18 protein-coding genes are annotated in these 15,005 nt (G+C 59.7%); 8 read left to right on the top strand and 10 right to left on the bottom strand.

Annotation, left to right across the window (positions count from 1 at the left end; genetic code table 11):
• The first annotated feature begins 41 nt into the window (after window positions 1–41).
• Window positions 42–437 (top strand): hypothetical protein, encoded by a 396-nt coding sequence (locus QMY55_RS18620; RefSeq protein WP_283485629.1) that lies wholly within the window; start codon window positions 42–44, stop codon window positions 435–437.
• Window positions 438–882: 445 nt separating this feature from the next.
• Here QMY55_RS18620 and QMY55_RS18625 read toward each other — a convergent pair whose 3' ends face one another.
• Window positions 883–1,866 (bottom strand): IS5 family transposase, encoded by a 984-nt coding sequence (locus tag QMY55_RS18625; RefSeq protein WP_283484992.1) that lies wholly within the window; start codon window positions 1,864–1,866, stop codon window positions 883–885.
• Between the two features lie 198 nt (window positions 1,867–2,064).
• Here QMY55_RS18625 and QMY55_RS18630 point away from each other — a divergent pair, with 198 nt between their 5' ends.
• On the top strand, window positions 2,065–2,229 hold the full coding sequence (locus QMY55_RS18630) for a hypothetical protein (protein WP_283485630.1): 165 nt from the start codon (window positions 2,065–2,067) through the stop codon (window positions 2,227–2,229).
• Between the two features lie 961 nt (window positions 2,230–3,190).
• Here the strand turns inward: QMY55_RS18630 and QMY55_RS18635 are convergent.
• Together QMY55_RS18635 and infA are read right to left on the bottom strand one after the other, a co-directional pair.
• Window positions 3,191–3,442 (bottom strand): RNA recognition motif domain-containing protein, encoded by a 252-nt coding sequence (locus QMY55_RS18635; protein ID WP_283485631.1) that lies wholly within the window; start codon window positions 3,440–3,442, stop codon window positions 3,191–3,193.
• Between the two features lie 61 nt (window positions 3,443–3,503).
• A complete protein-coding gene (gene infA, locus QMY55_RS18640; RefSeq protein ID WP_283485632.1) occupies window positions 3,504–3,770 on the bottom strand; it encodes a translation initiation factor IF-1 in 267 nt (88 codons plus the stop codon).
• A 656-nt stretch (window positions 3,771–4,426) separates the two neighbouring features.
• Here infA and QMY55_RS18645 point away from each other — a divergent pair.
• The 5 genes from QMY55_RS18645 to QMY55_RS18665 all read left to right on the top strand — a co-directional run bounded on the left by QMY55_RS18645 (window position 4,427) and on the right by QMY55_RS18665 (window position 6,388).
• Window positions 4,427–4,612, top strand: a complete 186-nt coding sequence (locus tag QMY55_RS18645) for a hypothetical protein (protein WP_283485633.1) — start codon at window positions 4,427–4,429, stop codon at window positions 4,610–4,612.
• A gap of 144 nt (window positions 4,613–4,756) precedes the next feature.
• Complete coding sequence (locus QMY55_RS18650; protein ID WP_283485634.1) at window positions 4,757–4,978, top strand: hypothetical protein; 222 nt, start codon at window positions 4,757–4,759, stop codon at window positions 4,976–4,978.
• A 69-nt stretch (window positions 4,979–5,047) separates the two neighbouring features.
• Window positions 5,048–5,509, top strand: a complete 462-nt coding sequence (locus tag QMY55_RS18655) for a low molecular weight protein-tyrosine-phosphatase (protein ID WP_283489014.1) — start codon at window positions 5,048–5,050, stop codon at window positions 5,507–5,509.
• 12 nt (window positions 5,510–5,521) lie between these two features.
• Complete coding sequence (locus QMY55_RS18660) at window positions 5,522–6,061, top strand: CbrC family protein (protein ID WP_283485635.1); 540 nt, start codon at window positions 5,522–5,524, stop codon at window positions 6,059–6,061.
• 3 nt (window positions 6,062–6,064) lie between these two features.
• Window positions 6,065–6,388 (top strand): hypothetical protein, encoded by a 324-nt coding sequence (locus tag QMY55_RS18665; RefSeq protein WP_283485636.1) that lies wholly within the window; start codon window positions 6,065–6,067, stop codon window positions 6,386–6,388.
• A gap of 272 nt (window positions 6,389–6,660) precedes the next feature.
• On the opposite strand, the gene fahA is transcribed toward QMY55_RS18665, so the two are convergent.
• The 6 genes from fahA to QMY55_RS18695 form a co-directional block, all read right to left on the bottom strand.
• The gene (gene fahA / locus QMY55_RS18670; protein WP_283485637.1) at window positions 6,661–7,944 is read right to left on the bottom strand and encodes a fumarylacetoacetase; all 1,284 of its coding nucleotides are present in this window, start codon (window positions 7,942–7,944) and stop codon (window positions 6,661–6,663) included.
• Entirely contained in the window at window positions 7,941–8,480 is a 540-nt protein-coding gene (locus tag QMY55_RS18675; protein ID WP_283485638.1) for a VOC family protein, read from the bottom strand. Before QMY55_RS18675 ends, fahA begins: the two co-directional genes overlap by 4 nt.
• A 5-nt stretch (window positions 8,481–8,485) precedes the next feature.
• Window positions 8,486–9,574 carry a 4-hydroxyphenylpyruvate dioxygenase gene (gene hppD / locus QMY55_RS18680; protein ID WP_283485639.1) on the bottom strand — a complete coding sequence of 363 codons (1,089 nt, stop codon included), beginning with the start codon at window positions 9,572–9,574 and terminating at the stop codon, window positions 8,486–8,488.
• Window positions 9,575–9,703: 129 nt separating this feature from the next.
• Window positions 9,704–10,084 carry a RidA family protein gene (locus QMY55_RS18685; protein ID WP_283485640.1) on the bottom strand — a complete coding sequence of 127 codons (381 nt, stop codon included), beginning with the start codon at window positions 10,082–10,084 and terminating at the stop codon, window positions 9,704–9,706.
• A 154-nt stretch (window positions 10,085–10,238) separates the two neighbouring features.
• Window positions 10,239–11,639, bottom strand: a complete 1,401-nt coding sequence (locus QMY55_RS18690) for an amino acid permease (RefSeq protein ID WP_283485641.1) — start codon at window positions 11,637–11,639, stop codon at window positions 10,239–10,241.
• A 48-nt stretch (window positions 11,640–11,687) separates the two neighbouring features.
• Window positions 11,688–13,013, bottom strand: a complete 1,326-nt coding sequence (locus QMY55_RS18695) for an NAD(P)/FAD-dependent oxidoreductase (RefSeq protein WP_283485642.1) — start codon at window positions 13,011–13,013, stop codon at window positions 11,688–11,690.
• A 228-nt stretch (window positions 13,014–13,241) separates the two neighbouring features.
• Here QMY55_RS18695 and QMY55_RS18700 point away from each other — a divergent pair, with 228 nt between their 5' ends.
• Window positions 13,242–13,877 carry a TetR/AcrR family transcriptional regulator gene (locus QMY55_RS18700; RefSeq protein ID WP_283485643.1) on the top strand — a complete coding sequence of 212 codons (636 nt, stop codon included), beginning with the start codon at window positions 13,242–13,244 and terminating at the stop codon, window positions 13,875–13,877.
• 124 nt (window positions 13,878–14,001) lie between these two features.
• Here QMY55_RS18700 and QMY55_RS18705 read toward each other — a convergent pair whose 3' ends face one another.
• A complete protein-coding gene (locus QMY55_RS18705) occupies window positions 14,002–14,931 on the bottom strand; it encodes a DMT family transporter (protein ID WP_283485644.1) in 930 nt (309 codons plus the stop codon).
• Between the last annotated feature and the right edge of the window lie 74 nt (window positions 14,932–15,005).

Here is a 15,005-nt window from a genome sequence, read left to right on the forward strand (position 1 = left end):
TGGACAAGCGCTGACAGCTATCAAATTCAAAACCGACTCTCATGCAGACCCAAGACTCTTCCGCCACCCCCACTCTGCCAGAGTTGCAAGCCTCTCTGGACCAGCTCAAGGCCACCGGCGTGAAACTGGAAGCCACACGCCAGCAATACGAACAGAAGATGCAGCGCTCCAGAAAATGGAATCTGTTTGCCGTGGCCATGGCCGCCGTGGTCTGCATCGTTGCCTGGGTCAATCAGGCATCGCCCTGGCTGCGCTGGGGTGTGCTGCCCGTGGTGCTGTTCCTGGTGCTGTTCTTCGAAGCCATGCGCAGCCTGTTGGGTGTGACCATGCAAAGCAGCCTGCGTCAGCTGCAGCTACAGATCGGTGGACTGGAAACCCAGATGGCCGAAGCGCAGGCCAGACAGGCGCAAATTCAGAATCAGGAGCAGCTGCCATGAGGGGCCATCCGCTCTTTCTCATGCTCATGGTCGGTACTGCTAGCGGAGGTATGAGCATTTAGCCTGCATGCGACCTGCATATGCCTTCCCTCGCAGGACTTTGGCGGGATCAAAAACAAAAGATGAGGGCGCTTTTGTTTTTGATCTGAAAAATCTCAAGAGACCTTCAGTCATTTCACAATTTGAATAAATAAAAATCTCTCACCGTCAACGCGCCTCATCAATTCATATCAGGGTCGACAAACAGGCATTTTTCTTACGATTCACTTACGCAAAAATGCAGCTTAAAGAAATCATTTCAATCAAAAAGCAACTCTAGGGAAGGTCTGCACGAATTACTTGGAAGTGAGCTACGCCCGTCCGTGAGATAAAGCCTGCCTCAGCAAGGCGCCCAAACGTTGTCCAGGCGCCTCCAGGGGGATGCAATTCCCCGATTTCGTGGGCATTACGCCCCTTGCACGCGCACCTGTGCCATGGCTTTCAGCTTGTGCCTGGCCATCCACAGGTTGGACAGGGCAAACAGCGTCACGATCTGCGCCGTGTTTTTCTTCAAACCACGGTAGCGCACCTTCACATATCCAAACTGCTGCTTGAGCACCCTGAAGGGGTGTTCCACCTTGGCCCGGATGCGCGCCTTGGTGCGCTCCAGCTGGTCGATCAGATCATCAAGAGGCTTGTCTTTGTCCAGCGCCCGGCGCAGGCCTGGGCGCATGGCCACGTGCCAGCACACGGCTTGCCTGGCATCGGGGCGCTTGTCCGCCCCTTGGTAGCCCGCATCACCAAAGGCATCTGTCTCCTGCCCGTGCAGCAGGCTGTTGGCTTCGACGATGTCGCTGACGTTGCCAGCCGTGCCCCGCACTGTGTGCACCAGGCCCGAGTCGGCATCCACCCCGATGTGGGCCTTCATGCCAAAGTACCACTGGTTGCCCTTCTTGCTCTGGTGCATCTCGGGGTCACGCTCGCCACTTTGGTTCTTGGTGGAACTGGGGGCCGCAATCAGCGTGGCATCCACCACGGTGCCCGCCTTCAACTGCAAGCCCTTGGCTTGCAGCAGTGCGTTGACCGTGGCCAGGATTTGTTCGGCCAGCTTGTGGCGTTCCAGCAGGTGCCTGAAGCGCAGGATGCTCGACTCGCTGGGGATGTGTTCGTCCCAACGAGACAGACCTGCGAAGTCACGAAACGCAGGCACATCATGCAGCGCTTCTTCCATTGCAGGGTCGCTGAGCTTGAACCACTGCTGCATGAAGTGGATGCGCAGCAGCGTCTGCACCGCAAAGGGCTGCTGACCCCGCCGCCCACTCTCGGGGGCGTAGGGCGCTATCAGCGCTACCAGTTCAGCCCAAGGAACCACCAGCTCCATGGCGTCCAGGAATTCGCGCTTGCGGGTGCGCTTGACGGTGTTGCTCAGGCCCAGGCTGCTTTGCTTCATGTCTGTATTGTCTGGGCTTCAGGCCCTTGCAAGCACATCAGGCGTGGATTCGTGCAGAGGATCCCTAGGGGCTCAAATTTTCTTCAATAAATGACCACTAAGAGTTGCTTACAAACAAGCCTCGTTTAAGGGTATTTAAAAGAGTAGGGTGAATATAGGCAGCCCATCCTGGCTAGCCACCATAGACCGGAGGTCTATATGTCACAAAGTCAAACATCCAACTCCCTTCTGCGCTTCTGGGACACTGTCAAGCAAATGTTTCTGCTCAGTTCCGTAACTCCTGCTATGCCGGACGAGAAAAAACCTCAACCCACCGAAGCGGAAAAGAAAAAACAAGAGCAAAAGCAGGTACATCCTCTGTGATTTCAGCTATCAATTTATAAGCTAAATCAACAATGGGTCGGAGGTTTTCTATGTATTCACTGCTTATTCACCAACGTTATGTCGAGTTCTGGCGTGATATGTGGTTCATCCTGCTACAGCCCATTTCCGAGCTGCCGCCTGGCCCCTCAAGCTTCGAACAAGACACATCGCAAAAACCACCCGTCGCACAGCCAATAGACGATAGGACTGATTTAACCAAGCCATAAATCCAGATAGCGTGATCGCTGGCGAGCCCACATTTGTGCAATCTTTGGTCGCCAATTTCGGCGGCCTCTCTTTGAAGCGGCTCTTGCCCTGGGCCTGCATTCCCGATGCCTTTTTAGCTTGCTGCTGAAAGCCATTTAACGGCGTAGCCTGAGATCAGGCGATACACCCTAACCCGTCACCATAGGCAGGAGATCTATATGCAAGTACCTCACATTTCATTGCGGTTCTTGAAATTTTGGGAAGCTGTCAAGCAGGTGTTCTCCATGCAATCAGATTTCCCTAGCCCGCCGAATTTGGAGCAATACGAATCAAGCGAGGAGGACAGAGATCGGGAGGAAGCCAGGCATATCAGAATGCGCCATAGCTATCGCTATTGGTAGCGCCAGTATGTTCATTTTGGGCCCCGCCAGAGGTGGCTTTTGGCGTGCCACGATTTGGAGATGCGAGTGCGCGGCAAGCATGCCGCCACAGTCATCTGGCTGACATCAGCCCCGGAGCGTTTGGGCAGGCCCTGGCTTGAGGCTGAATTGTCTGCTGGAGTGGGATAAATAGTCCACATGGCACTTGCACTTTGATCACGACATGCGATGCCGCGGCCTCTCCCCTGCAATCAAGGGCAGCGAGGGCTCCACTCCAGGAAATCAAGAAGCGTGTCTCTTGGGCCCGACGACAGCAACTACAAAGAAAAAAGCCCACGCTTTTGGCGTGAGCCCTTCTTACAAATCGAAAAAGCTTATTTGCGTGGACGGGCCAAGGCCACTCCCAGAGCGCGGCCGCCAAGCGGTTGATCGTTCAGCATCTCGATGGCTTTTTGTGCCTGCTCCTGAGTGCTCATCTCAACGAAGCCGAAGCCACGCGAGCGACCAGTTTCACGATCCGAGATAACGTCTGCAGAGATCACATCACCGCAGCTGCTGAAATGTGCGCGCAAGGCCTCACCGTCAATGGAATAGCCGAGATTGGTAACGTAGAGATTGGATTGCATTGTGTTCTTTCAAAGATTGCTCAGGCATTTCAGCGATGAGCGGATAAGAGGCTGAGGAGGCTTAACGACGGCGCTTGAACTGAGTCGCCGGAGCCCCTCCTGCGCGAGGAGGCAAATGGCGGAAGGTCACTCGCCCTTTGTTCAGGTCGTAGGGCGACATTTCAACGGTCACTTTGTCGCCAGCAAGCACACGGATACGGTGCTTGCGCATCTTTCCGCCGCTGTAGGCAATGAGCTGATGGCCGTTCTCCAGAGTCACGCGAAATCGCGAATCTGGCAGCACTTCATCGACTCGGCCCGACATCTCGATTAGTTCTTCTTTGGACAAAGTGTCTCCTGTGAGTGAAGGATTCAGCCGCTCAGTTCAGCCTTTGATTCAGCACCATGTTCCGACCTTCGGTAAGGGCATAGCTGGAGGCGAGTGACTCGTTAGAAAACTGAGGGATAAATCGGATGACGCGGTCATAAGCACCGCGGCGAATGGAAACGGCAGCCAGGTATTGGCCACTGGAGCTCGGCTGAGTCAGAGGTGTGACCACATAACGGCCAATCTGCTCTGTAATTTTTTTGTGCAGCATGAAAACGGACGACCGCACGCACGATTGTGCGGACCATCAAATGAGACAGGGAATGCCCATGCCGGATGCAGAGGGCAACGCAGATCCATAAGGATGTTCAGGATCTGGTGGGGTTCGCCTAGGAGGGAGTGACGACCGCGTGCTTTGCGTGAAAGAGCGGTTACCGGCGGCCAAGGGGCGGCATAGGTGTCAGACAGGCGCTGCCGGGGCGAACGGCCTGAGCAGCGAGTGAATCCAGTATAGGTGAATTGAAAGACCTTTGGTTTTCAACCTTCAGCCATCTGCGAAAGAGTGCAGTTGCAGGGCAAGCCAACCCCGCAGGACACAAGCATGAAATCGCTAGACCCGCCCGCTTTATCCATGTACCGTAGAACGATCGTTCGGAAACCTACTGAAAGCCGTGCCCATGAAAAAAGCCAAAGAATCGACCGTTCACCATGTTGTCGAAGCCAAGAAATGGGAGCTCAGCCGGGAAAAGGAACGCATCAGCTATCCACCTGAACATGCAGGCCCCATCCAGATGGACTGGCGTACACGCGACAACTACTCCGCCACCGACTTGAACTATCGCGGTCGAAACAAGACCTCATAACACCGCGATTCAACCTCCCAGCCCGCCACTGAGCGGGCTTTTTGCTTTCTGGAGCCCTATCAACAAGGCATCGAATCCGGGCAGCCTGTTCTTCACAATCGCCGCACTTATCGAGCAGAGGTGAAGGCAGGAAGTGCTGTGCATATGAATCCCATCACGAAGACTTCCAAGGAGGCGCGTGAGCTCTTGGGAATCGCGGGCGATGATGCGCTGGCGTTTCATGAAGTCCGGTCGCTATCAAAGCGTACATGCCTGGAGCAAGGCAACGTGGATACCAAGGGGCTTTGCCGAAGCAAACCTCGGAGAAAACGGCGGCGATTTATGCTGATCATCGCCAAGGTTCATGATTGCAGCTACACGCATTAGGGAAAAAATTCGGTGACAAACAAGGATCCACATTCCGCAACCCGCGAAAGCACTGCATTTCGTGTGCTCATGGTCTGCACCGGCAATATCTGCCGCAGCCCCACGGCCCATGGTGTATTCGAAAAAATGGTGGCCGATGCCGGCTTGCAGCAGCACATCACCGTCGACTCCGCAGGCACACATGGCTACCACGTGGGCGAAGCACCAGACCATCGCAGCCAGCAGCATGCGCGCCGTCGCGGCTATGCCCTGAGTCGGCAGCGCGCACGCCAGCTCATGGCTCAGGATTTCGAAGATTTCGATCTGGTGCTGGTTATGGACAGCGCCAACGAAGTCGCTGCGCGTCGCATCGCCACACCCTCCCAGCAGCAGCGTATGAAGCGGCTGACCGACTACTGCCAGCGCTTTGACGAGCATGAAGTGCCCGATCCCTACTATGGCGGCGACAGCGGCTTCGAGCATGTGCTCGATCTGGTGGAGGACGCCTGCCGGAATTTGCTGCAGACCATCGCCCAGAATCGCCAGACCTGAATGGAGCATTCCATGGATTTGCCGAAATTTCGACTCAGCCCCAATGCCTATGCACTGAATCTGTTTGTGGCTGAACGCGGTATCTGCTCTTGTTGTGGTCAGGCGCGCGAGCTCAAGTACAACAGCTCTTTCTACAGCCGCGAAACGCCCGACTATCTGTGTCCCTGGTGCATTGCCGACGGCAGCGCAGCCCAGCGCTACAAGGGCGAATTCAACGACTATCTGGGCATTGAAGGCGTGAGCGCCGATCCCGACGAACCTGACAGCATCGTCATGGAGCGCGAGCTGCTGCTGGAAGTCTGCGAACGCACGCCCAGCTATCACAGCTGGCAGCAAGAGCAATGGCTGGTACATTGCAACCAGCCCTGTGCCTTTGTCGGCTATACCGATTACGCCGAAATCCAGACCCTGCAGGCCGAGCTGCAAGGCGATATTGCCGGCATGCCCGAGCCTTATCTTCAGGCCATCAGCAAGACCGGCGATCCCGTGGGTGGCTATCTGTTTCGCTGTGTGAAGTGCGGCAGGCACCGGCTCCACACCGATTGCACCTGAATCATGGGCGCAGATGTCATGCAGGTGGAATGCAGCCACCATATCGACGCCAGCGAAGCTGATGCCGAAGGCTTCTACGAGTACTACTACGAGTACGACATCTACCGCTTTACGCTGGGCAGCCTGAGCCTTGTGGTGCGCAGCTATAGCGATACCTGCGAGCACGCCAGCGTGCTGCGACTGGAAGAAGCCGGCAAGTCACGCCCGCTGCAGCCCAAGGATCTGAAGAGGCCTCTTGTCCAACAGGCCCGGGAGCATCTGCAAAGCCTGGGCAAGCAGGAACTGCGCTGGTTCAACCCCAGGCATGCGCGTTACGACCCGCTTTGAGCAGGTCGCAGAAGCACGCAAGCTACAGATACCGCCAGTTCATGACGGCCGTGACTAATGCCTCACAAACAGCAAGGCCGGGAGCATCACGCAAATCACCAGCACCCTGCGCCTCGACGCCCGGGAAATACCGGGGCCATCAAGGCGCAGCTTCACCATTTGATGTGCTTACGGCCTGTGCGAGAAAGATGCTCCATAAAGGCCTGCAGCTGCACATTGAAGCAAATTCTGCTTCTACATGAGCAAGTCATCAGGCCCAGGTATTCAATCCCTCAACCTTCCGTTCGGGCCGGCAGCACCGTGCCCCGGCATTCACCAAAGCCGATGCGGCGCGCGCCCGCACCCTCGCAATAGGCACGCAGCACGACGGTGTCGCCGTCCTCCAGAAAGCCCCGCGTTTCGCCGTTCGACAGCGTGATGCGGTTCTTGCCGCCCGTGGTCAACTCCAGCAGCGAACCACTCTGCGCCAGGGTCGGCCCAGACAGCGTACCCGAGCCCAGCAGGTCGCCCGCGCGCAACGCGCAGCCGTTGACGGTGTGGTGGGTCACGAGCTGCGCCACGGTCCAATAGGCGGCCTCGGCGAAGCTGGAGCGGCTGATCACATCACCCGCATGCCCTTCCCTAGCCATGCGCGCCGTCTGTAGTACCACTTCCATCTGGACAGCGATGGCACCGCGCGTGCGGTTGCTGACAGAGTCCAGGTACGGCAGCGGATCGGGGTCGCCTTCGGGGCGGCTGAACGGCTGGCGAAACGGCTCCAGTGCCTCCATCGTCACCATCCAAGGCGAGACGGTGCTGGCGAAGTTCTTGGACAGGAAAGGCCCCAACGGCTGGTATTCCCAGGCCTGGATGTCGCGCGCGCTCCAGTCATTGAACAGCGTGATGCCGAAGACATGCTGCTCTGCATCCTGTATGGACACGGGCACGCCCTGTGCATTGGGCTGGCCGATGAAGATGCCCAGCTCCAGCTCGATGTCCAGCCGCGCGCAAGGGGCCAGCACGGGCTGTGCTGCATCTGGCGCCTTGACCTGACCCATGGGGCGGTGGAAGGACGAGCCACTGGCCTGCAAGGTGGAGGCACGGCCGTGGTAGCCGATGGGCACCCATTTGTAGTTGGGCAGTAGCGGGTTGTCGGGACGGAACTGCCGGCCCACTTCGCTGGCGTGATGAATGCCGACATAGAAGTCGGTGTAGTCACCGACCTCGCAGGGCAGGCCCAGTTCCACAGCCGATTGGGCCAGCAGCGCTGGCTCCCAAGCCGATTGCCGGGTACTGCCCATGCGCAGGCCTTCGGAGAGCGCCTGACGCAGGGCCTGGCGCTCCTGCAGCGTGGCCTGCATCAGCCTGTGCATGTCAGCATGGTCGGTCAGGCCGGCTTTGCGCAGGTCCAGCACCTGATCGCCGATGGCAACGCCGATGCGCCAGCCGCTATCGCCCTGCGTGCGAAAGCGCCCGAAAGGCAGGTTCTGGATGGGGAAGTCGCAGCCTGCGGCGTTGGCCGAAACTACCCAGCTCTGGAGCTGGGGGTTCAGGGTTTCATTCAGGGTCTGGTTCATTGCTGGAACTCCCTCTCGTGCAGAAAGGCTGCATGCTTGGGCGCGCGCTTCGTTCTCGACCAGTCTTCAAGCATGTCCCATTTCACGGCATCAAGCCTCTTGATCATGGCTTCCTCATCAGGGTCCGGGCAGGCCAGCTCCACACGGTGGCCGTTGGGGTCGAAGAAGTAGATGGAGTGGAACGCGCCGTGGTCGGTCACACCCAGCACGTCGACACCATTGGCTTCCAGGTGGGCCTTGAATTCGAGCAGCTCGGCCCGGTCCTTGACGCGGAAGGCGATGTGTTGCACCCAGGCAGGCGTATTCGGGTCGCGGCCCATGGGCGGCTGCGTGGGCAGCTCGAAGAAGGCCAGCACATTGCCGTTGCCGGCGTCCATGAAGACATGCATGTATGGATCGGGCGCCTTGGTCGAGGGCACCTGGTCCTCGGCAATGGCCAGCACGAAGTCCATCTTCAGCATCTGGTTGTACCAGAGCACGGTTTCCTTGGCGTCCTTGCAGCGGTAGGCCACGTGATGGATGCGGTCGACCTTCATCGCAATCACTCCTTGGCGGTGTCGAGCACGCCGCGGTTGATCTGGTCGCGCTCCATGGACTCGAACAAGGCCTTGAAGTTGCCCTCGCCGAAACCTTCGCGGTAGTTGCCCTTGCGCTCGATGAACTCGAAGAACACAGGGCCCAGCAGCGGCTCGGAGAAAATCTGCAGCAGCAGGCGGGGCTGGCCGCCTTCGGTCGTGCCGTCCAGCAAGATGCCGCGCGACTGCAGCTCGCCCACGGGCTGGCCGTGGCCGGGCAGGCGCTTGGCGAGGTTTTCGTAATAGATGTCGTTGGGCGCAGTCAGCAGCGGAATGCCTGCCATCTGCAGGCTGTCGATGGCCGTGGGCAGGTCTTCACACAGCAGCGCGATGTGCTGGATACCCTCGCCGTTGAACTTCATCAGGAATTCCTCGATCTGGCCGCCGCCCTGCTTGGCTTCCTCGTTCAGGGGAATGCGGATCAGGCCGTCAGGGGCGGTCATGGCCTTGGAGGTCAGGCCCGTGTACTCGCCCTGGATGTCGAAATAGCGGATTTCCTGGAAGTTGAACAGCTTGTTGTAGAAGTCAGCCCAGTAGGCCATGCGGCCGCGGTAGACGTTGTGCGTGAGGTGGTCGACGACCTGGAAACCGTGGCCCTTGGGATTGCGGTCCACGCCGGGCAGGAACTCGAAGTCGATGTCATAGATGGACTTGCCGTCCTCGTAGCGGTCGATCAGGTACAGCGGGGCACCACCAATGCCCTTGATGGCGGGCAGGCGCAGCTCCATGGGGCCGGTGGGAATGTCCACGGGCTGGGCGCCCAGCTCCAGCGCACGCTTGTAGGCCTTGTGCGCATCCTTGACACGGAAGGCCAGGCCGCAGGCGCTGGGGCCGTGCTCGGCCGTGAAATAGGCGGCCTGACTCTTGGGCTCGCGGTTGATGATGAAGTTGATGCCGCCCTGGCGGTACAGCACCACATCCTTGGAGCGATGCTTGGCCACCAGCGTAAAGCCCAGCTTCTCGAACAGCGGCTCCAGCACGCCATCTGCGGGCGAAGCGAACTCGACGAATTCAAAGCCGCACAGGCCCATGGGGTTTTCAAACAAATCGGTCATGACGAGGCTCCCTGCAAAAAATGGAATGGATCACGACTTACGCAAATCAGACTCAGGCAAGAGCTTCGCCCTAAGGCCGCAATCCTTGGCACATCCTGGTTTGCGTAAGTCCGGTGGATGATTGCGCGATCAGGCAGTTTTATCCAGCGCCTGGACTTCGATCTCGACGCCAACGCCAAAAACCAGCTGGGCCTGCACCAGGCTGCGCACCGGGTAACGGCCTTCCTTGAAATAGCTTGCATAGACCTTGTTGAAGGCATCGAAGTGCGCCAGGTCGCTGAGCCAGATATTGGCCTTCACCACATCGTCCAGCGAGCTGCCCACCGCCTCCAGCCGCGCCGCGATGGCCTTGAGCACGGCATGTGTCTGCTCTTCGATGGGGCCGGTGAGCGGGCGCTTGTCTTCGCCGAAGGGGATCTGCCCCGACAGCATCAGAAAGCCGCCGGCGCGGACCGCGGAAGAGAAAGGCATGTCGCCAGGTGCGGGGTAGAAAGTTGCGGTGGAGTTCATCGAAGTGCTCTCAAGGTTCAGGGTTACAACATGGCTGGCGCAAAAGTCTGCGCATGCCCTCATTCACACGACTTACGCAAATCAGGTTCAGGCCAGCGCTTTTCCTCAAAAAAACAGTCCTGGCACATCCTTGTTTGAGTAAGTCCTCATTCAATCAAACCGCAGTCTGCACCAGCCGCACAGGCTGGCGAAAGACCATACGGTACATGGCATAGACCGCCAGCACCCATACCGGAATGGCATAGGCCGAGGCACGCACGCCGGGCGTGAGCAGCATCACGACCACCACCAGCACCATGGCCGCCAGGCAGATGTAGTTGGTCAACGGAAACAGCGGTGCCTTGAAGCTGCGCTGCGTGCCCTTGGCATCATGCAGTTTGCGGTAGTTCAGGTGCGAGATGATGATGATGGTCCAGATGATCACCAGCGCCGCCGTGATCAGCGAGATCAGCAGCTCGATCACACCTGCCGGCGCCACATAGTTCAGCACCACGCAGAAGGCCGTGACGATGCCGGGGTAGACGATGGCCTTCACGGGCACGCCGCGCTTGTTGACTTCGGCCAGCGACTTGGGCGCATTGCCTTCCTGGGCCATGCCATACAGCAGGCGGCTGGAGCTGTAGACCATGCTGTTGTAGACCGACAGCGTGGCCGTGAGGATCACGAAGTTCAGCATATGCGCGGCCAGATGCTCGCCCATGCCCGAGAACACCAGCACAAAGGGACTGCTGCTGTAGGTGCCACCGCCAGCCTTGAGCTGGGCCACCAGATCGGTCCAGGGCGTCAGCGACAGCAGCACGGCCATCGAGCCCACATAGAACAGCAGCACGCGCACCATGAGCTGGTTGATCGCCTTGGGGATGACCTTGCGCGGCTCTTCGGTTTCTGCAGCGGCAAAGCCCAGCATTTCCACGCCGCCGAAGGCAAACATGATGAAGGCAAAGGCCATGAACAAGCCCTTGAAGCCGTTCGGCAGGAAACCGCCCTGCGTCCACAGATTGCTGATCGTCTGCGTGGGGTTGTGCGTGGTGGACAGCAGGTAAATGCCGGTGGCGATCATCGCCACCACAGCCACGATCTTGATCAGCGCGAACCAGAACTCAAACTCGCCATAGGCCTTGACGTTGATGAAGTTCACACCGTTGATGAGCACAAAGCACACGGCGGCCGTTACCCAGACCGGAATCTCGGGCCACCAGAACTGGATGAACTTGCCCACGGCCGTCAGCTCCAGCATGCCCACCAGCACATAAAGGGCCACGCAGTTCCAGCCCGACAAAAAACCGGCAAAACGCCCCACATAACGGTTGGCGAAATAGCTGAACGAGCCGGCCGATGGCTCCTCGACCAGCATCTCGCCCAGAAAACGCATGATGAAGAAGATCAGCAGGCCGCCGATGGCGTAGCCCAGCAACACGCCAGGGCCGGCCAGCTCGATGATGCCAGCCGAGCCCAGAAACAGCCCGGTACCTATGGTGCCGCCCAGGGCGATCAGCTGGATATGGCGATTCTTGAGCTTGCGCTCCAGATGCCCGTTGGAGGAAGGGGTATGCATGGTTTGTCTCCTGTTATCTGTATCTACCTATGCGAATCCGAAAGGCGCTTACTGCTCGGCCCTGCCGCGCCACATATCCCATGCCAGCGTGAGTCCCACGCCGACGTCGCGCAGCGGGCGCGGCGGGATGTAGTTGGCGGTGCCCTCAACGAGGAAGTCGTCGATCAGCGGGTTCTTGCGGCCCAGCGCCAGATCGGCGATCAGCATGCCGGCAGCGGTGTGACGCACGATGCCTGATCCGTTGCAGCACGAAGCGGCCCAGGCGTTGTCGCCGATCTGGCCGAAGGCCGGTGCGTGGTTGTGCGAGACCGCCAGCCAGCCCATCCAGAAATGCTCGAGTTCGATGGCACCCAGCTGAGGAAAGCGGCGGCGCAGCAGCGCCTGGTTCATGGCCCTGGCCTTGGCGCGGCGCCCGTCGGTGGTGCGCAGGCTCGGCGAATACTCGAACCCCTGGCGGATCATCAGCCGTCGGTCATGCGTCAGGCGCACCGTGGAACCCGCCACGCCATGCGCGGGCGTCACGCCCCAGGCGGCATCCGTGCCCAATTGGGCAATCTGTGCATCGCTGAGCGGATGGGTGAGGCTGGCAAACAGCAGAATCGGCACCTGGCGCTCCTGGTAGACGCCGAATGACTGAGAGAACGCATTGACGGCCAGAATGGCCTTGCGCGCGCGGACACTGCCATGAGCCGTGCGGACAAAGGGAGCAGCGCCATCGAGCTTCGCTTCTATGACCGGCGAGTTCTCGAACAGCTGCACCTGAGGCGGCAGGCTGTCGGCCAGGCCACGCACCAGTGCCGCGGGGTTCATAAGGCGCGTGCCTGGCGTGTAGACAGCCGCCGCGTAGTAGTCGGTGCCTATGCGCTGACGCAGCGCATCGCGGTCCAGGTATTCATGGGACTCCTGCCAGGCTTGCAGATTGCGCGCATAGGGCTTGAGGGACTTCTGCGCCACCTCTTCCGTCACCGCCACGTGGTAGCGACCGCGCTTTTGCCAACCGCAGGAGATGCTGTGCTCGGCCACCGCACGCTCCAGCGCATCCACGGCAAAGCGGTTGACGCGGATCACGCGGCGGCCTGCCTCCACGGCGGCGTCCGATGGCGCCGAGCTGTGCGGCAAATCGATCGCAAAGCCCGAGTTACGGCCCGAGGCGTTCTCGCCGACCACGCCCGCATCCACCACGGCGATGGAAGCATCAGGCTGCTGCTGCGCCAGCTGGCGTGCTGCCGCCAGCCCCGCATAGCCTGCGCCCACGATCACCCAGTCCACCGCCACATCGCCCTGCAGCGGTGCCCGCGGCTGGCGCGCGGCCAGCAGCGCGCTCCATCCATTGGTGCGGTCGTCGGCGGGGAGGCGGTGAACAGAGCGTGACATGGCGGTTTCCGATAAGAGACCTCGGAAGCTGACTCGCTCTCCAAGGTCGCTGATGAACAACAATGGAGGCGGAGTCTAAAACATAAAACATTAAACGTTTAATCTTTATTCATCATGGATTACCCGAAGGTGAAATTACCCAGACAGCCCCGTCCAGCCATCAGGGCCGGAGCGTGTAGCATCTGGTGTAGTGCGTCATCGACGCCTTATGAATCACACACGCAGCCCATGAATCAAACAGGAAGCAAAACCGCCCCCCGCCGTACCCAGGCAGAACGCAGTCAGACCACCCAGCGCAAGATCATCAAATCCGCCATACGGCTGCTACAGAAGGTGGGATTCCAGCAAACCAATCTGCAGGAAATTGCGCGTGGCGCCAAAGTCACGCTGGGGGCCGTGCAGCACCAGTTCGGCAGCCGCCAGGCACTGATGGAGCAGGTGGTCGATGAAATCATGGCGCCGCTGGCGGCTGCGGGAGCCGGCTGGCCCGAAGACGCCGCACAACTGCCGCTGGAGCCGCGCGCCCGCGAATTCGTGCGCCGGGCCTGGCAAAGCGTCTATGCCCAGCCCAGCTATGTGGCGACCTGGAGCATGTTTTTCGGCTGCAAGAGCACACCGCTATTCGAGCGCATCAACGCGCACCGCTCCCAGCATGACCCCGCCTCCTTCGAACACTTCGTGGAAGTTTTCCCGGAAATCGCCGAGCGCCATCCTCAGCCCAGCCACTTTGCAGCCGTGGTGTTTGCTGCGCTGCGAGGCCTGGCCGTCATGCGCCTGTTCGAGATCGACGATGCAGCAGCCGAGCATCAGTTGGAAGTGATCTCCCAGATGATCGTGAACGCAGGCACTGTCAACCAGGCTTGAGTCCGGCAGGCGAGCCGCAGCGGCTTTTCTCGCACCTTGAACAAGCCGCGCCAATCCATAGCCAAAACAGCCTCAAAGGCTTTCTGCAAAAGCGCTTCCAGCTATCAAATCAAAGAATCCTGCATCAGGCAGCTGCCCTACGTCCCCAGTTCATGACGGCGGTCCCCAGCACCGCCATGGCGCCACCCAGCACCATGGAGCCCTCAATGCTCTCGCCCAGCAGCAGGGCCGAGAGAATCACGCCAATCACCGGTACCAGGGTGATATAGCCGGAGGCTGCGCCAGCCCCCAAGGTCTTGACGCCCGAGAAATACCAGGCATAGGCCACGGCGGTGGAGCCATAGGCCATGAAGACCATGGCCGCCCAGGCCTTGGGGCTGGCATGGAAAGCCGAAACCAGTCCCTGAGGCCCTTCCACCGCCAGGCTGGCCGCCAGCAGCATCAAGGCGCCGAAGACGGACGTGACCGCCGTTGCGGCCAGCGCATCCACACCGGCCAGCATGGCGCGGCCAATCAGCGTGTAACAGACCCAGCAAGCCACGCAGCCCAGAATCAAAAGCTCGCCCAGACCCACAGCGCCATTGAGCACTTCCAGCGGTTTGCCATGCGAGATCACCACCACGGCCCCGCAGGCCGCCAGCAACATGCCCAGCGCGATCAGGCGATTGATGCGCTCCTTGAACAGCCACACGGCCAGCGCCAGCGTGACCACGGGGTTGAGCGTGATGACCAGCGCCGCCTTGCCCGCAGGCAGATGCTGGAGCCCTGTCAGAAAGAACGAGGCATAGCCGAACACACCCGCAGCACCGGCCGCCAGCATGCCCAGCCAGATCCTGGCTGGCCACTTCTTGAGAGCTGACATGCCGCCCGAGAAATACAGCCAGGGCAGCAGCATGGTGGCCGCCAGCAGAAACCGCAGGCTGGATGCGGCCAGCGGCGGCATATTGAGAGCAAGAATGCGGCCCGCTGGCCAGGAGGCGCCCCAGAGCAGGGCCATGCCCAGCAGGCGCAAATGAGCACCCATCGCAGCGCTTTTGACGGAATCGGAAGTCATGGGAAGACGGCAGACACAAAAAACCGCCGCCTTGGCCGGCAGCGGTTAAGACCAGAGATTTGGACTTCAATATA

The sequence above is a fragment of the Comamonas resistens genome, from assembly GCF_030064165.1.
Classification (GTDB): Bacteria; Pseudomonadota; Gammaproteobacteria; order Burkholderiales; family Burkholderiaceae_C; genus Comamonas; species Comamonas resistens.

Excerpts from the sequence above, each read along its gene's own strand:
- QMY55_RS18645 (WP_283485633.1), top strand. The coding sequence starts at position 4,427 with ATGAAAAAAGCCAAAGAATCGACCGTTCACCATGTTGTCGAAGCCAAG.
- QMY55_RS18655 (WP_283489014.1), top strand. The coding sequence starts at position 5,048 with ATGGTCTGCACCGGCAATATCTGCCGCAGCCCCACGGCCCATGGTGTA.
- hppD (WP_283485639.1), bottom strand. The coding sequence starts at position 9,574 with ATGACCGATTTGTTTGAAAACCCCATGGGCCTGTGCGGCTTTGAATTC.
- QMY55_RS18700 (WP_283485643.1), top strand. The coding sequence starts at position 13,242 with ATGAATCAAACAGGAAGCAAAACCGCCCCCCGCCGTACCCAGGCAGAA.
- fahA (WP_283485637.1), bottom strand. The coding sequence starts at position 7,944 with ATGAACCAGACCCTGAATGAAACCCTGAACCCCCAGCTCCAGAGCTGG.
- QMY55_RS18625 (WP_283484992.1), bottom strand. The coding sequence starts at position 1,866 with ATGAAGCAAAGCAGCCTGGGCCTGAGCAACACCGTCAAGCGCACCCGC.
- QMY55_RS18650 (WP_283485634.1), top strand. The coding sequence starts at position 4,757 with ATGAATCCCATCACGAAGACTTCCAAGGAGGCGCGTGAGCTCTTGGGA.
- QMY55_RS18635 (WP_283485631.1), bottom strand. The coding sequence starts at position 3,442 with ATGCAATCCAATCTCTACGTTACCAATCTCGGCTATTCCATTGACGGT.
- QMY55_RS18685 (WP_283485640.1), bottom strand. The coding sequence starts at position 10,084 with ATGAACTCCACCGCAACTTTCTACCCCGCACCTGGCGACATGCCTTTC.
- QMY55_RS18695 (WP_283485642.1), bottom strand. The coding sequence starts at position 13,013 with ATGTCACGCTCTGTTCACCGCCTCCCCGCCGACGACCGCACCAATGGA.
- QMY55_RS18620 (WP_283485629.1), top strand. The coding sequence starts at position 42 with ATGCAGACCCAAGACTCTTCCGCCACCCCCACTCTGCCAGAGTTGCAA.
- QMY55_RS18705 (WP_283485644.1), bottom strand. The coding sequence starts at position 14,931 with ATGACTTCCGATTCCGTCAAAAGCGCTGCGATGGGTGCTCATTTGCGC.
- QMY55_RS18690 (WP_283485641.1), bottom strand. The coding sequence starts at position 11,639 with ATGCATACCCCTTCCTCCAACGGGCATCTGGAGCGCAAGCTCAAGAAT.
- QMY55_RS18660 (WP_283485635.1), top strand. The coding sequence starts at position 5,522 with ATGGATTTGCCGAAATTTCGACTCAGCCCCAATGCCTATGCACTGAAT.
- QMY55_RS18675 (WP_283485638.1), bottom strand. The coding sequence starts at position 8,480 with ATGAAGGTCGACCGCATCCATCACGTGGCCTACCGCTGCAAGGACGCC.
- QMY55_RS18630 (WP_283485630.1), top strand. The coding sequence starts at position 2,065 with ATGTCACAAAGTCAAACATCCAACTCCCTTCTGCGCTTCTGGGACACT.
- QMY55_RS18665 (WP_283485636.1), top strand. The coding sequence starts at position 6,065 with ATGGGCGCAGATGTCATGCAGGTGGAATGCAGCCACCATATCGACGCC.